The sequence below is a fragment of the Paraburkholderia sp. BCC1885 genome, assembly GCF_900996235.1.
GTDB lineage: Bacteria > Pseudomonadota > Gammaproteobacteria > Burkholderiales > Burkholderiaceae > Paraburkholderia.
The window spans coordinates 347385-364426 of record NZ_CAAJGM010000208.1 but is presented as its reverse complement, the minus strand read 5'-3'; the positions used below and the strand labels follow the sequence as shown (position 1 = coordinate 364426).

At 58.6% G+C, this 17042-nt stretch carries 23 protein-coding genes; all 23 read right to left on the bottom strand.

Annotation, left to right across the window (positions count from 1 at the left end; genetic code table 11):
- Positions 1-16: 16 nt before the first annotated feature.
- Entirely contained in the window at positions 17-1831 is a 1815-nt protein-coding gene (locus FQ755_RS20135; RefSeq protein WP_144156555.1) for a DUF3383 domain-containing protein, read from the bottom strand.
- 59 nt (positions 1832-1890) lie between these two features.
- On the bottom strand, positions 1891-2475 hold the full coding sequence (locus FQ755_RS20130; RefSeq protein ID WP_144156554.1) for an LIC_12616 family protein: 585 nt from the start codon (positions 2473-2475) through the stop codon (positions 1891-1893).
- A gap of 2 nt (positions 2476-2477) precedes the next feature.
- Positions 2478-2888 (bottom strand): hypothetical protein, encoded by a 411-nt coding sequence (locus tag FQ755_RS20125; RefSeq protein WP_144156553.1) that lies wholly within the window; start codon positions 2886-2888, stop codon positions 2478-2480.
- 2 nt (positions 2889-2890) lie between these two features.
- Positions 2891-3370: a hypothetical protein gene (locus tag FQ755_RS20120; protein WP_144156552.1), complete on the bottom strand. Its 480-nt coding sequence runs from the start codon at positions 3368-3370 to the stop codon at positions 2891-2893.
- Positions 3371-3390: 20 nt separating this feature from the next.
- On the bottom strand, positions 3391-4125 hold the full coding sequence (locus tag FQ755_RS37530; RefSeq protein ID WP_186308606.1) for a DUF4054 domain-containing protein: 735 nt from the start codon (positions 4123-4125) through the stop codon (positions 3391-3393).
- Entirely contained in the window at positions 4122-4337 is a 216-nt protein-coding gene (locus FQ755_RS20110; protein WP_144156551.1) for a hypothetical protein, read from the bottom strand. The genes FQ755_RS37530 and FQ755_RS20110 overlap by 4 nt, the downstream gene beginning before the upstream one ends.
- An 8-nt stretch (positions 4338-4345) precedes the next feature.
- Entirely contained in the window at positions 4346-4618 is a 273-nt protein-coding gene (locus FQ755_RS20105; protein ID WP_144156550.1) for a hypothetical protein, read from the bottom strand.
- A 62-nt stretch (positions 4619-4680) separates the two neighbouring features.
- Positions 4681-5889 carry a DUF2184 domain-containing protein gene (locus tag FQ755_RS20100; RefSeq protein ID WP_144156549.1) on the bottom strand — a complete coding sequence of 403 codons (1209 nt, stop codon included), beginning with the start codon at positions 5887-5889 and terminating at the stop codon, positions 4681-4683.
- A gap of 32 nt (positions 5890-5921) precedes the next feature.
- Positions 5922-6527, bottom strand: coding sequence for a hypothetical protein (locus FQ755_RS20095; RefSeq protein ID WP_144156548.1), 606 nt, complete (start codon positions 6525-6527; stop codon positions 5922-5924).
- Between the two features lie 65 nt (positions 6528-6592).
- Positions 6593-7975 carry a DUF2213 domain-containing protein gene (locus tag FQ755_RS20090; protein ID WP_144156547.1) on the bottom strand — a complete coding sequence of 461 codons (1383 nt, stop codon included), beginning with the start codon at positions 7973-7975 and terminating at the stop codon, positions 6593-6595.
- 6 nt (positions 7976-7981) lie between these two features.
- Positions 7982-8281 carry a hypothetical protein gene (locus FQ755_RS20085; RefSeq protein WP_144156546.1) on the bottom strand — a complete coding sequence of 100 codons (300 nt, stop codon included), beginning with the start codon at positions 8279-8281 and terminating at the stop codon, positions 7982-7984.
- 55 nt (positions 8282-8336) lie between these two features.
- Positions 8337-8942, bottom strand: a complete 606-nt coding sequence (locus FQ755_RS20080; RefSeq protein ID WP_144156545.1) for a hypothetical protein — start codon at positions 8940-8942, stop codon at positions 8337-8339.
- Between the two features lie 50 nt (positions 8943-8992).
- Positions 8993-9133 (bottom strand): hypothetical protein, encoded by a 141-nt coding sequence (locus tag FQ755_RS37525; protein WP_186308605.1) that lies wholly within the window; start codon positions 9131-9133, stop codon positions 8993-8995.
- Positions 9134-9162: 29 nt separating this feature from the next.
- On the bottom strand, positions 9163-9966 hold the full coding sequence (locus FQ755_RS20075; protein WP_144156544.1) for a phage minor head protein: 804 nt from the start codon (positions 9964-9966) through the stop codon (positions 9163-9165).
- Positions 9929-11401 carry a DUF1073 domain-containing protein gene (locus FQ755_RS20070; protein WP_144156543.1) on the bottom strand — a complete coding sequence of 491 codons (1473 nt, stop codon included), beginning with the start codon at positions 11399-11401 and terminating at the stop codon, positions 9929-9931. The genes FQ755_RS20075 and FQ755_RS20070 overlap by 38 nt, the downstream gene beginning before the upstream one ends.
- Complete coding sequence (locus FQ755_RS20065) at positions 11371-12066, bottom strand: HNH endonuclease (RefSeq protein WP_144156542.1); 696 nt, start codon at positions 12064-12066, stop codon at positions 11371-11373. The genes FQ755_RS20070 and FQ755_RS20065 overlap by 31 nt, the downstream gene beginning before the upstream one ends.
- A gap of 134 nt (positions 12067-12200) precedes the next feature.
- A complete protein-coding gene (terL, locus tag FQ755_RS20060; RefSeq protein WP_260858722.1) occupies positions 12201-13751 on the bottom strand; it encodes a phage terminase large subunit in 1551 nt (516 codons plus the stop codon).
- Positions 13687-14199 (bottom strand): DUF2280 domain-containing protein, encoded by a 513-nt coding sequence (locus FQ755_RS20055; protein ID WP_144156541.1) that lies wholly within the window; start codon positions 14197-14199, stop codon positions 13687-13689. Before FQ755_RS20055 ends, terL begins: the two co-directional genes overlap by 65 nt.
- A gap of 30 nt (positions 14200-14229) precedes the next feature.
- Entirely contained in the window at positions 14230-14880 is a 651-nt protein-coding gene (locus tag FQ755_RS20050) for a putative metallopeptidase (protein WP_144156540.1), read from the bottom strand.
- Between the two features lie 531 nt (positions 14881-15411).
- Positions 15412-15537 (bottom strand): hypothetical protein, encoded by a 126-nt coding sequence (locus FQ755_RS38240; protein WP_260858720.1) that lies wholly within the window; start codon positions 15535-15537, stop codon positions 15412-15414.
- Positions 15534-15803 carry a phage capsid protein gene (locus FQ755_RS20045; protein ID WP_144156539.1) on the bottom strand — a complete coding sequence of 90 codons (270 nt, stop codon included), beginning with the start codon at positions 15801-15803 and terminating at the stop codon, positions 15534-15536. The genes FQ755_RS38240 and FQ755_RS20045 overlap by 4 nt, the downstream gene beginning before the upstream one ends.
- A 392-nt stretch (positions 15804-16195) precedes the next feature.
- The gene (locus tag FQ755_RS20040) at positions 16196-16603 is read right to left on the bottom strand and encodes a hypothetical protein (RefSeq protein WP_144156538.1); all 408 of its coding nucleotides are present in this window, start codon (positions 16601-16603) and stop codon (positions 16196-16198) included.
- Between the two features lie 79 nt (positions 16604-16682).
- Positions 16683-16892, bottom strand: coding sequence for a hypothetical protein (locus FQ755_RS20035; RefSeq protein ID WP_144156537.1), 210 nt, complete (start codon positions 16890-16892; stop codon positions 16683-16685).
- Between the last annotated feature and the right edge of the window lie 150 nt (positions 16893-17042).

The window sequence follows — 17042 nt, the reverse complement described above, 5'->3', positions numbered from 1 at the left end:
TGCTCTCGATTAGGGCTCAGGGATTTACATTTATTGCGAAGTCGGCTGTGTGAACTGCGCCGGCCAACTTTGCTGCGATCTGGAAGGGAACCGACTTGCGCGCCGCGCGGTCCGCCTGACTCTGCGATGCAACCGGCGGCTGATAGACGTAGAAGCCCTTGGGAAGGAAATCACCCTGGTTCAGCGTGCCGAAACCGCCACTATTCCAGGTACCCGGAGCCAACAGGCCGTTGTTGACGTACTGCTGGCAGACTGTCTCGATGGCCGTCGCGATGATGTGCATGCCCGGATCGGTTTGCGGAATCTTCGTTGTGCTCGTATAGAGCAAATTGAACACGGCCGTCTGAACGTCGATCACGAACGCATCGCAACCAACGATAGTGTCAATGAACTGGCCCGACGCGACCTTGGCCGGCTCGATGATCGTCGTGCCGTTGTTGTAGGCGACATAGACATTGCAGTTCTTGGCTTCGAGCGCGCCGATCTGCGTGGCATTGAGCGTTTCCGCCTGCACACCCGGCTCCTGCTTGTAGAACAGGGTGATGACCGTATTGTTGCCCGTGTAGTCCACCGTCAACTGGCGGCCGAGCAGCGAGTTCACTGCATAGGCGCTATTGCTCGAGAATTGCGTACAGGTCTTGTTGTAGCCAAGCGCTTGCAACTGCGAAGCGATATCGGTCGTGCTCTGCGTCGTCAGGACACCAGCCTCTTGCGTGGTCACGCCGTAGAAGTGCTTGTTGGTCGTTGCCTCAATGAATGCTGCGAGTGCAAGGTGATCCGAATCAGCGGCTTGCGGGACCGTCAGGCCGTACCATTGTTGGCCGAACTGGTTGTCAAACAGGGTGGCCGCTGCGACAGCCGATTCTGCTGCAACACCTTGCGCGACGAATGCACCCGAGGAGGCAGCGGTCATGCCTAGCATCGAGGAGATATCCATACCGCTTCCGCCGCTCAGTGTGGCGCCAGAGACGGTTCCAACCGAACCCGCCAGCGTGAATGCATTGCCGCCCGTTCCGGCGGTCTTGTAGACGATCTGGAGCGCAGTGCCGGCCTGATTAACCGAATAGACAGCCTTCGACAGATTCGTGTCGGTCGACTGGTTCAGGAACGTCACCGCGTTGGCGAGCGTTGCAGCCAGCGTGGCTCCGAGCAGGATCTGGTTACCAGTGGTCAGCGCCGAGACGTACGTGACCGCAGTGCCGCCGATCGTGACCGTGGCAGCCGCAGACGGGTTGACCGAATACGTTACCGAGCCGAATGCCGTCGGCGCGCTGGCAAAACTGAGCGTCGACGTTGCACCGGTCGTGCCGTCAGTGATCTGGAACTGGGCAAAACTCGAATTCCACACGCAGGTCGAGCCGGCCACGGCGGCAGCCAGAGCGGTCTGGATCAGCGCCGCAATCCCGTTCAGATTCGTCTGCGTTGCGAAACTTGCCGGCGAGATGGTGTACGGCGTGCCGTTGATCGTGATCGAGAAGGCCGGAGCCGTAATGGCCGTCCATGCGGATATCAATTGTTGCGCGACCGACAAGGATGCGCCGAACAGCTCCGCAGCAGTCGCGGTCTGCGCCCACCGGCCGATCAGGACATTGGCAGGCGAGGGCAGTTGCCCAAACCAGTCGACCGCGGCCAGATATTCAGGGGCGGTCGTGCCGAAATCAGCGGCGACACCAGTGATCCCGGTGTAAATGCGCATCCGCGAATTCACATCGATCACCGGCGAGGAGCCGAGGATCAGTTCGGTATTCAGGTTCTGTGCCTGGGCCGCGTTTGGCGACAGGTTCACGGTCCCCTGGATCAGGCGCGAAATAGGAAGTTGAGCCGTCGTCATGGATGGTCCCAGAAATGAAAAAGCCCGCGCGCGGCGGGCTCAGAAGGTGATGCTAGGGGTTATTCGGAAACGGTGAAGGGAATGGTGTATGGATCGGTATCGACCGTGCCTTCTGCGGAAAGAATGTTCAGGACCGGATATGTGCGCAGAATCGAGCGGCGCAAGGTGACTCTCATGTCGACCCGGTACGTCCAGCGATCCTTGATGATCTCAGGGACTGCGATGGCCTCGCCAACCTCGACGAGGCCAAAATTGTTCAGTTGCAGGACTTCGCGGTTCTGGGCGACGAACAGACCTTCGCGAAGCAACGAGGCATAGTTGTCCGCATCAGGCCCGTAGAACGTACACAGGATGTCCAGCATTTCCTGCCGGTAGACCGAATCATTGCCGTTGCCAGTCGGATCGTGAATCGTTGACGTGAACGTGTCGCCCTTGCGTCTCGTAATCCCAAAAGCCATCCAGTCGGTGCCGAACGGCGGGATAGCGGGGGGCTCAGCCTGCCAGCGCGGCCGGATCAGCGTTCCGTCCAGTCCTGCGATGCCGACCCATACCTGTTGCAGAAACCGGTTTAATGCTTGCCCTTCGAGCGGCGCAGGACTGGTCGCGGGCGTTAGATATCCGCCCGTGCTCGAGTCGTTTGCCATGATCAGTTCGGTGTAGGTGTGTAGTCGACCATATCGATAGAATGCGCAATCGCCTGGATAAACCCGGCGGCGAACTGCGAATAATCGTCGAGATAGGCGACGACGAAATTGTCGGCGTTCGATCCACCGTTATTCATCGGCCACTGGATGAGGTCAGGCTGCATGCCGCGTGCCACACCCTGCAGCGGAAACTTCGTGACGATGCTGATATTCTTGCCCTGGTGCTGCTCGTCTGGCAGGCGCTTCAGGTCGTTATTGCTGGCCGCCTGAACCGATCCATAGACGGGAAAGAAAACCTGAGTGGTAACGACTGACTCGCCGTATTCATCAACCGTCTCGGTGCGGCGCGTCACCTGAAACACATCCACGAACATCAGGCTGGTCAGCGCAGTGCTGATGTCTATCATCGGCATGGCTATTTCTTCCTGACAACGTAGGTGATATGCGCCTGCAGATTCGCCGTATCGACCGTCGGCGTGATACGCGTAACGCCGCGGCGCCGGCGCGCTGCGAGGGTGCTATCGGCCAATTTTGCGAACGGGCCGACATTCATCTTGCGTTTCACAGAGGCTTGGGCGATCAGGCCGGCAGCGTGGAGCTCCTTCTCAGCGCCAGCAGGGTCGCCTGCGAGCATCTTTGCCCCAGCCTTCCCGATGCGCGGATTAGCTTGCGGGAGTGATTCCTGAACACCTGGAACCAGAAAAGGACGCTCCGGGATATTGCTCGCTGGAGAACCTCGCTCGACGATGTATCCAAGTCTCGCATTGTTGATCGGCGAGACTGAGCCATCGTCGTTCACGCGCGCCGCTTCCTCACTCGGAATCCCCACCAGCACGCGCTGTTTCGACAGGTCTTCGATAGATTTACGCAGCGACGCCATGGAATCCTTCGTCATCTTCGCACCGGATTTCATGGTCAGTTACCGAAGTTCGCAAACCCAGGATCACAGTCAGGACCTGGCCATGCGCCACCGCTCAACGGATTGGGATTAAAGCCGATGCCGATCTGCAATCCACCGGCACCGAACATCTTTGCCATGCGAATGAAGCGCGATCCATAGGTGGTCAAATTCCAGTTGCCCGCGCCACCTTCAGAGGCAGTAACCGAGTCATACGAGACACTGCCTTTATCGATGCTCTCGCCATTGACGGGGCCTTTCGATACGCCAGGGATGCCACCGACAGCCGTCGTCATAGCCGCCTGCGCTTCGAGCACCAGGTTATGCGCGGCATACAGCTCAATACCGACGCTGAGCATGTTTCCCCACCGGTTGGCGATCAGCATGTTGCCGGCCACGCCCAGCCAGAAATTCACGACCGCATCCGGATAACTCGTGCTGCTCGAAAACTCCGGAAAATCTGTGCGCAACTGGATCAGCGTGAAAGTGATGGCGTTGGACGTCGTCTGCAGCCCGTTACTGTCCGTCGCTACTGCGGTGATGCTGTACTCACCGCCGATCGGTTGCGACCACGCATACTGGAATGGTGCGGCGTTGACCGTCGAGAGCAGGGCGCCATTCGCATAGAAAGCCACACTGGCGATGGTTGCCGGAGATGTTGCCGCCGCAGACGCAGCGAGCGTAACCGGCGAGCCAGCCAGCTGAAAACTTCCCGCCGACGGCGCGGTGATGGCGACGGTAGGATTGCTCACTTCTTCTGCTGCCAGTAATTACGGTTGTCGGCGATCATGTCGGCCTGCGTGACGGTCGATTGCACGGGCAGATTTCCCGGCAGACAATCACGACCTTCGCCGGCGACAGAATAGGCGATCGCATTCGCCTGCGCGGGCGATTTTCCAGCTTCGATTTCCGTCTTCACGTTGGCGCTATGCGCGGCTTCTGACTTACCTTGTTCAAGCGGCATGGCGACTCCTACGACTGGGCTTTTGGTGGTCGACCGGGACCGCGCCTGACTTCGGTCGGCTCCGATTCGGCGGCAACCGGCTCTGCAGCCTTGGCAGGCACGTAAATGCTCACGCCATTGGCTTTCGAATAGGAATGGTTGGCGATCGCTTCGGGCATTTCGTGAATGCCACCTGGAACCCTGATCGGCACACTGTTGGCGAGCGTCAGGATGAAGGTGCGCGGAACAATTGCTGTGACGAGCAGCTCGCCCGGCACAGCAACGTCCATCGGGCCTTTCATAGGTTGGTTCATTGCAGTTCCTTGTGCTCCGGAATGAGATTCCATCCCGGAGTCGGCAACGCTCAGATCTGATCCCGGTAACCGATAGTTTCCGGGTACACGATTTCCAGCACGCCAAGACGGCCGTAATATGTCGATTTGTGATAGACAGAATCGTATTGAATCGGCGTGCTGTTCAACATCGTCATCGGGTAGCGCACGCGATCCTTCTCCTGTGTGTACGCAACCATCCGATCTACGGTTCCCAACGTGCCGACGGTGCCGCCAACGCCTGCGCCGACCAGCCACTTGCTCGGCACGATTTCGAGTTGGCCGCCCGTTTCTGCGGTCATGACGTTGTTTTCCTTGACGTACTTCAGGATCGAGACGTTGCCGGCCTGCGACACTTTCTCGGTCGAGATGTAGCCGAACTGGGCCGGCGGCAAAGCGATCTTTCCGGGCATCAATGCGTAACCCGAAGCCGCCCATACGGAAACGATCAGCGAGTTGAAGTCGCTCAGGATTTCGTCAGCCGTCTTGCCGGTCCATTGAGTCTGGCCGGATGCGCCTGCGACCACGTTCGACACGTTCGTGACCTGATCCACGCCAGTACGGTTATTCGAATTCCACAGGCCATACATGCCCAGGCTCGTATCGCCGATGTACACCATTTCGTCGATGTCCATCTGGTGCTTCAACTTCAGCGCGTTGTACTTCTGGACGTCGATCGGGCGGCCGGTCTTGGCTGCCGATTCCAGTTCCAGAATGGTGTAGGCCAGCTCCAGCGCCCACGGCGTCAACGGCTGGACGATCTTGCCGATATCCACACCCACACCGGAGACCTGATTGGTCTTCTTGCCCATCCAGGCTTTGCCGTTACCGATGCTGTTGCCGGCACCCAGGCCGCCAGCCGACGCATAGGTCGATACGGTGTAGCTCGACACTTCGTCGGCCAGCGTGACGTCTTCGCGTAGGTCGATGTCGCGACCCCACGTAACCGACACGAGAGGCTCATGTAGCGTCATGTCCAGGCGTTCGAGTTCGCCAACGAGGAAGGCGCCCGTCGAGTCAACCGTGCGGTAACGGCCGCCGGCGATGTCCTGCAGGCCATCGTGGGTGCGATACGCGCCACCGAGCGATTGACCGCCACCGCTGTCACGGCCACCCATCGAACGGGCCTGGTCGAAGGTCATGCTGTCGCGGGTTTTCATGCGCCCCGCAAACCGTGCGCCGAATTGCTCATCGACGGCCGAACGCATCGCCGTGCGACGCGGGATAATCAGATTGCTCATTGTTGTTGCTCCGCAGAAGGTGTGGCGATGGTTTAGATGTTGAATGCGACCTCAACTACACCGCTTGCGTCTGCGGGGCCGTTGAAACTCGTCTTTGCATCGAGTGCGATCGTGCTGCCGCCCGTCGCCGCGGCCTCGAAGTTGCCCTGAATGTGCGAACCGCTCGATGCAGCCACCCAGACGTAGACCGTGCCGCCCTTGACTGCGGCTGTCGAACCCGAAAGGGTCGACATGATGTAGCCGCTGCGGACCACATCCATTGGCTGGCTGGTCGGCGGCGTCGCCGCGCCGATGTTGCTGGCGCCGTAGTTCGTGCTCGACTGGCCCTGAATCGGGAAGGGACGAACGGTGATACCGTAGATTGCGGTCAGTGACGAGTCGCCAGCAACAAGCGGGCGAACGCCCTGACTCGTTGCATCGATCACCACAGCCTGGCCGTAAAGCGTCGGCGGTGCGCTGGGATCAACCAGACACGGCTCGATATTGACCGGGTGAGTGCGGTTCACATCGCCGGGGAAGCCCGCGCCCATGCGGTATCCGAACGAGATATCGCAGGTACGAGCGTGGCCCATGTAAATGCCGGGGCGCTTCGGCTCGAAGGTTGCCAGAATGGCTCGAAGCATTTTTTTCAGAAACATGATGTACATCTCCAAATGAAAATGCCCACCGAAGCGGGCAATTAATACGCGAAGGGAGGGTGGAATTACTTGGCGGCGAAACGCTCGCGGTTCATCTTGTTGATGTCCGCAAGCGTTTTCGGTACTACCTTTTCGCCGGTATCACGTGCCCACCCTCGCGGCACCGGAGTATTGTTGGCTTTGCGCTTCATGGCGCCGACGGCGCGGAAGAGGTCGCGCACGCGGTCACACTTCATGGCCTTCAGGTCGAATTCCTTGCCGGCCAGCACTTCGTCGATCATGTTGCGCGTCTCGGCCTGCACGTAGGCAAGGTCAAGCGCCTTGCGACGGAAGCCGCACATCTGGTCGAGCGACTTGATCGGAGCGGCAGCGCGGTCGAAGGTCGGAATGGCGATGCCTGGCGCGATAATTTCTGCGAGGGCAACCGTGTCCTGGAACGATTCTTCGAGGAACGAACTGTCGCGAGCCTTGCGTGCACGATCGGCAGTGCCGGCGGGTGCTTCTTCGGCGAGTTCGCCTTCGACGGCTTCGGCATCCTTGGCCTCCTTTTCTTCCTCTTCCTTCTTCTTGCGCTCTTCCTCTTCCTCGTCGCGAGCCTTGTCACCAACCTTGGCGCTGAGCTCATCGAGCTTGCCGAGAATTTCCTTGTGGCCTTCCTCGAGCGACGTCAGGCGTTTGCCATGCTCTTCGGCATCGCGCGCCTTGTCCTTGGCCTTTTCTTCGGCTTCCTTCTCAGCCTCGTCGCGCGCCTTGTCTTCAGCCTCTTTTTTGGCCTTGGATTCTTCCTCGGCCGCCTCGTCGGCGATCTTCTTCATTTCTTCCTCATCCTTCGCATCGTGCGCTCGGTCGAGGATCTTTTTCAGCCATTTGCTGGGCGTAGCCATTTGGTGTTTCTCCACAGGTTGGGGGATTGATGCGTGGTCGCCAATAGCGCATCGCGGGCCACAGCGACCTTTCTCGACCAACGCGACATGGTTAAACAGGATGTTCCGTTGTTCGCCCTGACCGGGGCCGGTTTGAAAATACTCAGCGTCGTAGCCTGCGGAGACTTCCCGCTTGCCATCGCGCACGGCCTGGATCGTGTCCGGGTCTTTGATCAGAAGATCCACGAAAAGAAGGTCGTCCTCCGAGCCCTTGCCGCGGCGCGGATTCATCACAACACCCTTTTCGAGCTCCTTCCAGTTGGCTGGGCTAACGTCTTCGTCCGGATGGTCGTTGGTGACAGACTTGCCATTCAGGCTCGCCATCGCATCAGGCCGAAACACTTCCTCGTCAGTGCGATTGATGCGTACGAACTCTTCGCCATCCGCCTTGACCGGGGTTTCATCCGGCCCGTAGATCATCTGGCCTGTGCGAGAAGCTGGCACGTCAAGACAGAGCAGATATCCTTCAGGCGTCAGAGATTGCTTGGGCCCAAGCTGCTCGACGGAATAAAAGCGGATTGCCATAGCGAATCAGGTTCCTGCGGTGACGCGCAGAGGCGTCGAACCATCGGCAGTGATGGCCGCGATGAATGTGTTGGTGCTGAGCGTCAGCACGACACCGGGATTGGGGCAGGGCAGAATGGGCGTGCCATCGGCAACTGTTGCCGCGACAGCATTCGATGAGCCCAGCAACACGAACGCAGCCCGGCTGCCGAGGTTCTGCACCAGCACTTGCGTAGGCGTGCCCGTCGCGGGAATGGCGACGTTGGACGAAACCGTGCCAGCCGTCAGCGCTGCCTGGCCTGTCGGATTGATTGCGGCGAGTGCCATAGAGCCTCAAATGAAAAACCCCGCCGAAGCGGGGCTTAGTGCGAAGCGGTTGCGGTTACAGCTCGGTCCACTCGATCGAGCAGTTGAGCGCGGTGCCAGCAGGGAATGAGGCGCCGTTGCCGTTGAGCGAAAACACCTGGCTTGCGCTGCGCAGCACAATCCCCGCGCGAGTACCGGCGTTGTTGCCGAAGGTCCAGTTGACCGGGTCTTCTGCGATCGTGGTCGTGGCAGTCGGAGTCAGCACCAGCACTGCGGCGCGCACCGGGCCGACGGATGTGCCGACTGTAGGATTGGCGGTGTAGGCCTTGACTGTTGCGCCAGCCGCCGAATCGCTCGGATCAGCAGGAATAGCCGCAGGGGTAGTCGACGTACCACCCGTATTCGCCGTGCTGCGAACCAGCGCGATGAGGTTGGCCGCACCTACAGCAGTTGCTGTACCCGTGCATTCCGCGCGAGTGACGCGAACGATGTGACCAGCAACGCCAGTGAGGGTCAGCAGATCAGTGGCCGAGGCCGCTGGCACGAGCCCGACGATGGTCGCCTCGTACGTGCGCTGGGTGACCGGAAAAACCGCGGTTGCAGTGTTGAACGCTTGAGCAAAGGCACTCCCGGCCATCGCCAGCAGCGCTGCGCCGATTACGGCCAGATGGGTGAACTTCATTTGCGAATCTCCTGGGGAGGGTGGCCGGCGGATGCCGGGTTGAAACTGAATCAGTTGCCGCGATTCTTTATGCCAATCGCGATGTCAAGAAGGCGTTCTGCCTGTTCGCGCGTCGGCGCCTCAACTTCGATGTCGTCGAATGAAATGAAAATGCCACGGCGACCGAGCCGATAGCCGGTGGCGAGCGCCATAACAATCACGACACATGTCAAAATTGTGTTCATAGTTCGTCCGGAATAATCGGTTCCGCCCAGCACCGGCAATTCCAGATTTCTCCGGGACCGTGGAGCATGGAGCGGCCGTTCTCTTCGACTTTGGGCGGCGTATCCCAGCGGAATATCTTGCCGTTCATGGCTTTGTGGCCAGGGCGAACATCGCTGTCCGTGGCTGTGTGCCAGATGTAATGCGTCGAGCCAACGAACTGCGCGCGGGATTGTGTGAGGCCAGCAGCGCACCGGGCCGTTTCGGTCCTGGCTATTAAGACGGCACGTGACTCAGCGACATCTCCCGATCTCATAATTTCGGCGGCGATCTCACTGGCACGAGAACTGTTGATCAGGCTTTCAGTCGCGAGCCTGTGGACGCGCTGGCCGGCTTCGGTTGGAAGACTCGTGATAAGCGTTACCTGCCGCTCAAGAATCTCGCGCAGCATGTCGCCCGTCGGTGCAGTGCGGATTTCCTCACGCAGCAGCCGGCCCATCTCATTGCCATGAGCGAACCATGCTGCCTCATCCCGCCGAGACACTTCGCTGATCATGCCCCAGCCGACGGCGCGCGCCCACGGCCTCAGGATTTCTGCGTACCGGGTGAGCGTCGACTGCATCGAGTTCAGGTCATTGACATTGCCGTCGGGAGCGAATGCCTTGACGATGGCATTGATCTGCCGCGCGACGCCTTTCAGTTGACGGGCATAGGACCGCTCAGCCTTACGTCCATTAAGGAATCGCTCATCGGATTTCTTCTTGATGAATGAGGCGACGCTGCGGTCACTCGTCTTTCGAGGATTCGCCAGGGATTGCATCATCGTCCTTGTCGTCACCCGGCATTTCCGGCATCGGCGCGCTCGGCACGTCTGCGGCCTTGGCTACATCCTCGTCCGTGATCGAACCGAAGATACCGGTCGTATGGCTGCTGATGCGCAATTCTTCGAGTGCCATCTTCGGCGTGGTGATGCCGGCGCCGTCGGTCTTCGTGACAGCCTCGGCGACCTTGCCGGCAATATCTGCTTTCTCGACGTCAGTCAACTGCCACAGCGAGCGGAACTCGACCTTGAATCCATCGGGCAGTTTGATGCCTTCGGATGCGGCGATCGCGCGATAGATGCGCGTGACGGGAACACCCAAACGGGCGCTCTGCTGGCTCTTGACGTTATCGTAATAGGTTCGGAGAGCTGACTCGCCATCGTTGCCAATCCCGCCGGGGGACTGGCCGAACAGGCGCACCAAGGGAATCTGCAATGCTCCGGAAAGCTGTTCTCCCAGTTGCCGGATGAGCGAATCAAGCCCACTGAAGGCACTGTGCGTATCGGCCACGAACTCATCGTTCATGTCGATCATCGTGATGCCTTCGATCGACTGGAACCGGGCCATCATGTTCACGTACTGCGTCAGCCCCTGTAATGCTGGGCCGCCGGCAGCCGCGATTTCACGCAGGTTTTCAACCTTGAACGTGCGCAGGTACGATTTGTAAGCGAGCTGGGCGGCACCGGTACTTGCACTGTCGAACGCGATCATGCGGTCGTACAGACGCTCGAGCACCGAGATGCCCCACATGTTCTCCATCACGCGCTGCCAGTAGGGCAGGCGAATACCTTCAAGACGCAGGCAGCGGGAATGGTGAATCTTCTTGAGCGGCAGAGCAGGGGAATCGGCGGTGATCGTGTAGAACTTCGGCAAGCCCAGTTCCGGGCCCATCTCCGTCACCAGATCCTGCAGGCTAGGCTCGACCATCCAGCGGTCAAGTACGAGCAGGCCGCGAAACTGACCCTTGCGGATCGTGTTCAGCCGCAACGGCGTGGACGGGTCCTGCCCATCGATCAGCATGAACGCCAGGCAGCCACCGTACAGCCGTGACCACTTGACTGTATCGTTGATGGCGTTCCAGATGCCGAAGCCATTAGCGCTTTCCTGGATCTGCTCAACCTGATCGGGATGCAACTGGCCCTTCAGGTCCACGCCGGCACGCGTCATGTCGTCGGCAACGACGTCTACCGCAACGCCACCAAGCCATGAGCCGCGGTGCACCCATTCGAGCAGGGTGCGAGTTCTGGATATTGGGTTAAATCCATAACTTGACTGAGCCATCAAGTTATCTGCACCCATTCCTAAGCGGGCGGCAAAGTTATTGAATGAATCCTGAGTGGCGCCAGCGATCTGCTTTTTCTCCTCTCTTGACGCTCTTTGCGCCACTCCTTTCACACTACGTTTGGTCACAATAATCTTCCGTTCTTCTGTGCCCATTCGAGCGGATCTTGAGCGCCTTTGCGCAGGTTGCAATCAGGGCAGAGAAGTTGAATATTCTCGATGCCGTTGGAGCCGCCCAGCGCAATCGGCGTTACGTGGTCAATATGGAACTCGTATTTGATGCTGTTTCGGCAATTCACACACTTGCCTTTCTGCGCCTTATGCAGGACTTCGATTTGCCGCGCTGTGTATCTCCCGCCAGCAGCACGCTTCTTTGCTCTGCGGTTAGCACCATTTACCTTTACCTTCAATGGGTTGACTTGCTTCCACTGTTTGGCACGCGCTATGAATCCCTCTTTGTTTGAGGCGTAATAGCTTTTGTGATACTCCCGCAACGCCTCACGATTAGCATCATTGCGAGCCTTATCGTATGCAGCGAGCGCCGCCTTGTTGGCCTCTCGATAGGCCTTCTGCACTTCAAGATGGCGGGTTTTGTTCTTTTCGTAGTAGGCCTTGCACTGCGCCTCGTTCTTGCCGGGATAGCGGTCTCTATGCCTTGCATCGGAACCGACTTTGCATCCGCAGCAGCGTTTATTGCTCACATAGCGTTGGTCAACATGCCCGTTCTGGCACGGTTCGCCCGTGAAGTATTTGCTCAGGCCTCGCGCTTTGGCCTCCTCGCGGGAGACAAGCGCAAATTGGACTACAATGGCGTCAGCCATAGCCGTGATCCTCGCATGATCAGGTTGTGGTTAGAAGCCTCGAACGGTTCCAGCCGTCCGGGGCTTCGCTCATTTTACGCTCTTTTCTTCCCGGCTCGCGCGCTGGGCTACGCCTTTGACGCTTCGTTTTTGAGTCATTTGCCGAGCCTCTCCCACATGGCTATGCCACGTCGGCCGCCCAGCAGGTCATTGATTGCGTCCACCATTGGATCGATCTGGTCGTCGTGCGCGTGCGTATCGTCGGGGGTGAAAGATTCGCACTCGTTGATAAAGTCCGATACCCAGGGCGCCTCAGCCGGAACCCATACCTGTCCCGAGTCGATGAAACTCACCACGTCCATGACGCGCGTCAGCTTGTCCTTGTTGCGCTCGATGCCCTCAACCGGAATTCCGCCGGCGGCCTGGATGTCCTGAATAAGCCCAGTGCCGCTCGATTTATCCTCGACCATCATCTTGCGCAGCGACGGAGCATCTTTCCCGCTTACGTTGTGCTTGTGCCAGAAGTCGATCGCCTTTTGCCGCAACTGCGGGGCCGTCCATTTCCCGCGGATCTGGTCGATCAGATAGGCATGGTTGTCGTAACCGATGCCCCAGCACTGGAATACGCTGTAGTCGTTCCGTTCGGCCGTTTTCTGGGCCGTATCGGCGTAAATCTTGATGTGCTGGATCTTGGGAAGCTGGACATACCGCTTGAACGCTTCGCCGCGCAGGATGCCGCCACCGAGAGGTGAGGGCTTCTGCATGTACTGCCCGCTAAACACATACTTGTCGGCCTTCTCCATGGCCAGCAACTCGTGCAGCGGCTCCTTATACGGCCAATAACTAAACCGCCCATCCTCATCGCGCTCCGAGCTATCAACCAGGGGTCGGATATGCTCTGGGAGCTTTGCGACATACTCATCCGTGATAAGCGCCGGAATCTCGATGAACGTCCATTCCCCCGGCACGCCACCCGACTTGATGAAGCCCGTCGGGTCTTCCTCAGCCAGGCGCTGCATGATCACAACGATCGGCGTGTCGGGATTGGCCCGCCGGCTCTTGACCGTTGAGATGAGCTTGCGGTTTGCCTTGTCGCGATTAGTCTTGCTGTAAGCGTCCTCGACCTTGAGCGGGTCATCGATCAGGATGGCGCCTTGCCAGCCTTCAGCCATGTGGCCGGCACGGAACCCCGTAATCTGCCCACCCAGGGAGGTGGCATAGACGCCGCCAGCCTTTTTCCCGTTGTCCTCGACGTTCCAGCGCTTCTTTGAGTCTGCATCGGTCGCGATCTTGCGCGGCCACAGTTCCTGATATTCCTCGGAGCGGACAACTTCACGCGCCGTTTCGGAGTTCAGAACCGCGAGGTCATCCGAATACGAGATATGCAGAAAGCGGGCACGGGCATTCAATGCCAGGCCGCGGGCGATGAAGTTAATCACCACCTCTTCGGTCTTTGACGAACCCGGCGAAACGTTGAACACGACGTTCTTGATCTCGCCGCGGATCACCTTCTCAAGCGTATCCGCGATGTAGACGTGGTGCCAGTTGACGCGGAAGTCGATGCCCTGGCGGATCCTGAAGAAGTGTTTCGTGAACTCCAGGTGATCGGCTTCGAGCCTGACGCGCAGACGCCTAAGCTTCTCAGCCTTGATCTGCGCCAGACTGACGCCTAGCAAGGACGCGCTCAAGGACATCGAGTTCTTCATCGGTCGCATCGTCTAGATCGACCGGCGTGACTGCACTCTTGATCGGGCCGCCGTCCTTTCCGGTGTGTTCCAGTTTGTGTTTGTTGGTGAAGGCATCCCCAGCCTCCTTGGCGGCCTGCTCAATTAGCTGGGCAGCCAGTGCGATATTGCCGCCCGATGCTGCCTTGTCGTACATCCTGTTCAGGGCGCGCAACCGGAAGTTCTGATGAGCAATCGGGATAGTTGCCTGATCTTCGATAAACGCCTTGCGTGTGGCTGCGAATAACTCGCGCCATTTCTTGCCAAGACTCTTAGCTAACGCTTTGGACGGGTCATACGCCTGCACGTGAGAGCGGGGCACATCCAGCCCGAATTCCTCTTTCACGGCGATGGACACCTGGTTGGGTGTGTCAAAGCAGGCCAACGCCTGCACGATGAACGTTTTCACGTCATCCGTGAGTGTTGCCATAATGTGAAATCTCGTATAACTAGGGTGTAACTACGCGGCGCGCAATAAGCAAGTCCCGCACATCCGCGCAATATCCACATTTCCGACCTCGGGCGCACGCTTTGAAGCATCAACGAGCGCGGCCGTTTTGCCCGCTGCAGCACCCACGCCATACCTGCGGACGATGCCGACAAATTCCTCGACGTCGTGAGATTGGATGCCGATCTTCGGGAGTCCGTCGCGGGTGAAAGCAGGGGCGTCGAACGCATCCCGCTCCTGTGCGATGTGGTAAAGCTCATGCTCGACAAGGGAACAGAACTCAATGTCCGAGCACTCCCGCGCGTAATTGGCGTCAAGCGTAATCAGGTAAGCCGGGACTCGCCCGAACCATTCCTTCATCTGCTGTTCCTGACGACCTTTCTGCCACGCTCCACAACGGAAGGTGACTTCCTCGCACTGCCCGACTATCCGGCGCATCTGGCGTTTGTTCTCGACTGCAGCCCAGAGGTATTCGATGTCGGCGTAGTGGAGGTGTTTGTGATCCTCGTTATAGAGCGGTGAGGATTCGTCCATCAAGGTCTTGGCTACCCACTCGGCGAGGCCATCGGCCGGCACGAAGTGCTTGGTCCAGTTGCTCTCGTCGAAGAGGATTTCTGGCGGAGCAGGGCGCGTTCTAGCGAATTCCGGAGTTTTCTTTGCCATTTGAGCAGTTCCAACTTCGGCCAGAGCGGCGGGTCGCCACTTTCTGCTCAATTAGCGCGTGGCGCGAATAAAAGCGCCGCCGAAGCAGCGAACTCGGTGAGGGCCGAGGAGGAGAATAGAGCCGCCCGGGTGTGCTCTGCGTAGCCGTCCTACGCGTGACGGCAAATCAATCCGGCAGCAGCCAATCACCCCAAGCCACCCAGGCATTGGCCGCGGCAAGGTGGAATTGCGCTATTGCAGCAGCGCAGGCGGCGAGGTATTCGGCGATGGGGATCATGATTTAGGCCGGTGCGCCCGCAGTGGAGCAACTGAAGCCAGCCAGCCTAGTAGGGCAACTGCCGAAATTCGGGCAGACGTACCCAATAGGGGAGCCCAACTCAATATTGCATTTAGAACAGCGCGGCTTAGCGCCCATCGTTGGCATGATTGGCCAGGTAATCGGTGGGGTAGGCACCTCGCCATTGCGATGGATGCCCTTTTTAAGGCGATCGACCCGGCGCTCAAGCTCGGCAATCTTCTCAGCGTCGGTCATCACAGCACCATCCTTCGGAGAGCATCCAGCCGCGCCACAAGCGACGCCTTCAGGGCCTCGTCAATCCTCATGCGCTGGATGTCCGCCTCGAGGCTGTCGATCAGTTGCTGGGCTTCGAGGTTCATTTCTTGGCCCGTTCCGCATCGAGCTCATCCTGATCCATATCGGCAATCGAGATGATGAAGCCGCCAGGGACGAGCGCATTGGCTGAGATCTTCGCTGCCAGCACGTCACGCGCCCATGCGAGCGCCTTGGTGTTGTGCTCGCGGCACGTGCCACCACTGGCGAACTGGAAGCCGTCCACGGTGATTTCAACGCCGCGCGAGGTGTGGTCGATCGTGATGCGGCCGAACTCTTCCAGATCGGAGTAATCAGCATGGTCGAGAATCATTCCGCTCATTTAAACAATTCCTCTAACGCCAGCCATGCCGCACTTCTCTTTCGCGGTTGCCCTTCTTCTGCCAGCCATTGTTCTAGTGGCTTGTGGGGTGGGGTGGGTTCGTTTTCCCATCGACGTGGATATTCGGGGAGAGGGCTGTTTTTTACATCCCGCCTCCACGGCTCCTGCGCCTGACGGTGCTCATTGGCCTGTTTCGCGGCATACGCCTCCATCGGGTCTCGGCCAAATGAGCCAGACTGGAAAGTTGCGGAACGGGCCATGGGATCACCAGAAAAACGAAAGCCCCGCGCGGCGGCAGGGCTTCGGGGGCAGCAATTCACATTTCCAGAAATGATACTGTTTCCATGGAAAAATGAGTCAAGAAAGATGTGAACTCCACAGGTTCACACTTGCTCGGCCACTTCCTCTGCCTCTTCGAACGGATTCATTGCCGGGTCGTCCATCATGCGGCGATATGAACGCCAAGCCTTGCCACGGAACGAGCGCATTTCCCGATACCACATCGAGGTACTGATACCCATCTGCTCAGCTACCATCTTGATATGGCGCACCTTGTGGATGTAGTACAGATAGAAAATCATCTTGGGGCGCGACTCTTCCTGCGCGAGCACCGATAGATTGAAGAAGCTGGCATCCGAGGACAGGATCGCATCAGGCACTTCGCCGCCGCCAATATGGCCCGCGATGCGAACGAGGATGTTTTTGGGTACCGGCGGCGCGAACAGCCTGCGTGACCGGTGCCAATCCGCCCAGTCAAGGCAGAACAGATGCAACGCCTGATTTTCGTCCAATTGCTCTGTCATTTCACACCCCGAGTCCGTTAAACAAAGCCTGTAAAATTATACACTTAGTACTGCTTATGTGCCACAGCTAATCCTGCGTAGAGCCATCATGCACATCGCGCGGAAACGCCGCCTCTACTCCGAATGTTGCAGGATCGGCGTCACGGTACTTGCGGCGACCCTTTTTGATCGGTCGCGTTTCCCGCTCGACTCGCTCCAAGTCACGTCCATGCTCAACCCCAGCGAACCAAGCAAAGATTCCCGCAGCCAGTAAGATGAGTCCGGTGATGGTCAGCATGATTCCTCCCTCTGCCCACAAGGGCATGGCAGATTGCCGTAAGGATCGGGTTTGGCGCCGCACGATATGCAAATCCGATGCGGTTGAATTGGCCTATAGACGCACCCAAACCAGCCAACTCCGTTTTGGTCGACGATTACTCTGCCAAGT

What these genes read in the sequence shown, in the direction of transcription:
- FQ755_RS20065 (WP_144156542.1), bottom strand. Translation starts at nt 12,066, where the DNA reads ATGGCTGACGCCATTGTAGTCCAATTTGCGCTTGTCTCCCGCGAGGAG.
- FQ755_RS20035 (WP_144156537.1), bottom strand. Translation starts at nt 16,892, where the DNA reads ATGCTGACCATCACCGGACTCATCTTACTGGCTGCGGGAATCTTTGCT.
- FQ755_RS20055 (WP_144156541.1), bottom strand. Translation starts at nt 14,199, where the DNA reads ATGGCAACACTCACGGATGACGTGAAAACGTTCATCGTGCAGGCGTTG.
- FQ755_RS37525 (WP_186308605.1), bottom strand. Translation starts at nt 9,133, where the DNA reads ATGGCGCTCGCCACCGGCTATCGGCTCGGTCGCCGTGGCATTTTCATT.
- FQ755_RS20120 (WP_144156552.1), bottom strand. Translation starts at nt 3,370, where the DNA reads ATGACGAAGGATTCCATGGCGTCGCTGCGTAAATCTATCGAAGACCTG.
- FQ755_RS20095 (WP_144156548.1), bottom strand. Translation starts at nt 6,527, where the DNA reads ATGTTTCTGAAAAAAATGCTTCGAGCCATTCTGGCAACCTTCGAGCCG.
- FQ755_RS20045 (WP_144156539.1), bottom strand. Translation starts at nt 15,803, where the DNA reads ATGATTCTCGACCATGCTGATTACTCCGATCTGGAAGAGTTCGGCCGC.
- FQ755_RS20075 (WP_144156544.1), bottom strand. Translation starts at nt 9,966, where the DNA reads ATGATGCAATCCCTGGCGAATCCTCGAAAGACGAGTGACCGCAGCGTC.
- FQ755_RS20125 (WP_144156553.1), bottom strand. Translation starts at nt 2,888, where the DNA reads ATGCCGATGATAGACATCAGCACTGCGCTGACCAGCCTGATGTTCGTG.
- FQ755_RS38240 (WP_260858720.1), bottom strand. Translation starts at nt 15,537, where the DNA reads ATGAACCTCGAAGCCCAGCAACTGATCGACAGCCTCGAGGCGGACATC.
- FQ755_RS20105 (WP_144156550.1), bottom strand. Translation starts at nt 4,618, where the DNA reads ATGAAAGGCCCGATGGACGTTGCTGTGCCGGGCGAGCTGCTCGTCACA.
- FQ755_RS20135 (WP_144156555.1), bottom strand. Translation starts at nt 1,831, where the DNA reads ATGACGACGGCTCAACTTCCTATTTCGCGCCTGATCCAGGGGACCGTG.
- FQ755_RS20085 (WP_144156546.1), bottom strand. Translation starts at nt 8,281, where the DNA reads ATGGCACTCGCCGCAATCAATCCGACAGGCCAGGCAGCGCTGACGGCT.
- FQ755_RS20130 (WP_144156554.1), bottom strand. Translation starts at nt 2,475, where the DNA reads ATGGCAAACGACTCGAGCACGGGCGGATATCTAACGCCCGCGACCAGT.
- terL (WP_260858722.1), bottom strand. Translation starts at nt 13,751, where the DNA reads ATGAAGAACTCGATGTCCTTGAGCGCGTCCTTGCTAGGCGTCAGTCTG.
- FQ755_RS20090 (WP_144156547.1), bottom strand. Translation starts at nt 7,975, where the DNA reads ATGGCAATCCGCTTTTATTCCGTCGAGCAGCTTGGGCCCAAGCAATCT.
- FQ755_RS20110 (WP_144156551.1), bottom strand. Translation starts at nt 4,337, where the DNA reads ATGCCGCTTGAACAAGGTAAGTCAGAAGCCGCGCATAGCGCCAACGTG.
- FQ755_RS20100 (WP_144156549.1), bottom strand. Translation starts at nt 5,889, where the DNA reads ATGAGCAATCTGATTATCCCGCGTCGCACGGCGATGCGTTCGGCCGTC.
- FQ755_RS20080 (WP_144156545.1), bottom strand. Translation starts at nt 8,942, where the DNA reads ATGAAGTTCACCCATCTGGCCGTAATCGGCGCAGCGCTGCTGGCGATG.
- FQ755_RS20070 (WP_144156543.1), bottom strand. Translation starts at nt 11,401, where the DNA reads ATGGGCACAGAAGAACGGAAGATTATTGTGACCAAACGTAGTGTGAAA.
- FQ755_RS20050 (WP_144156540.1), bottom strand. Translation starts at nt 14,880, where the DNA reads ATGGCAAAGAAAACTCCGGAATTCGCTAGAACGCGCCCTGCTCCGCCA.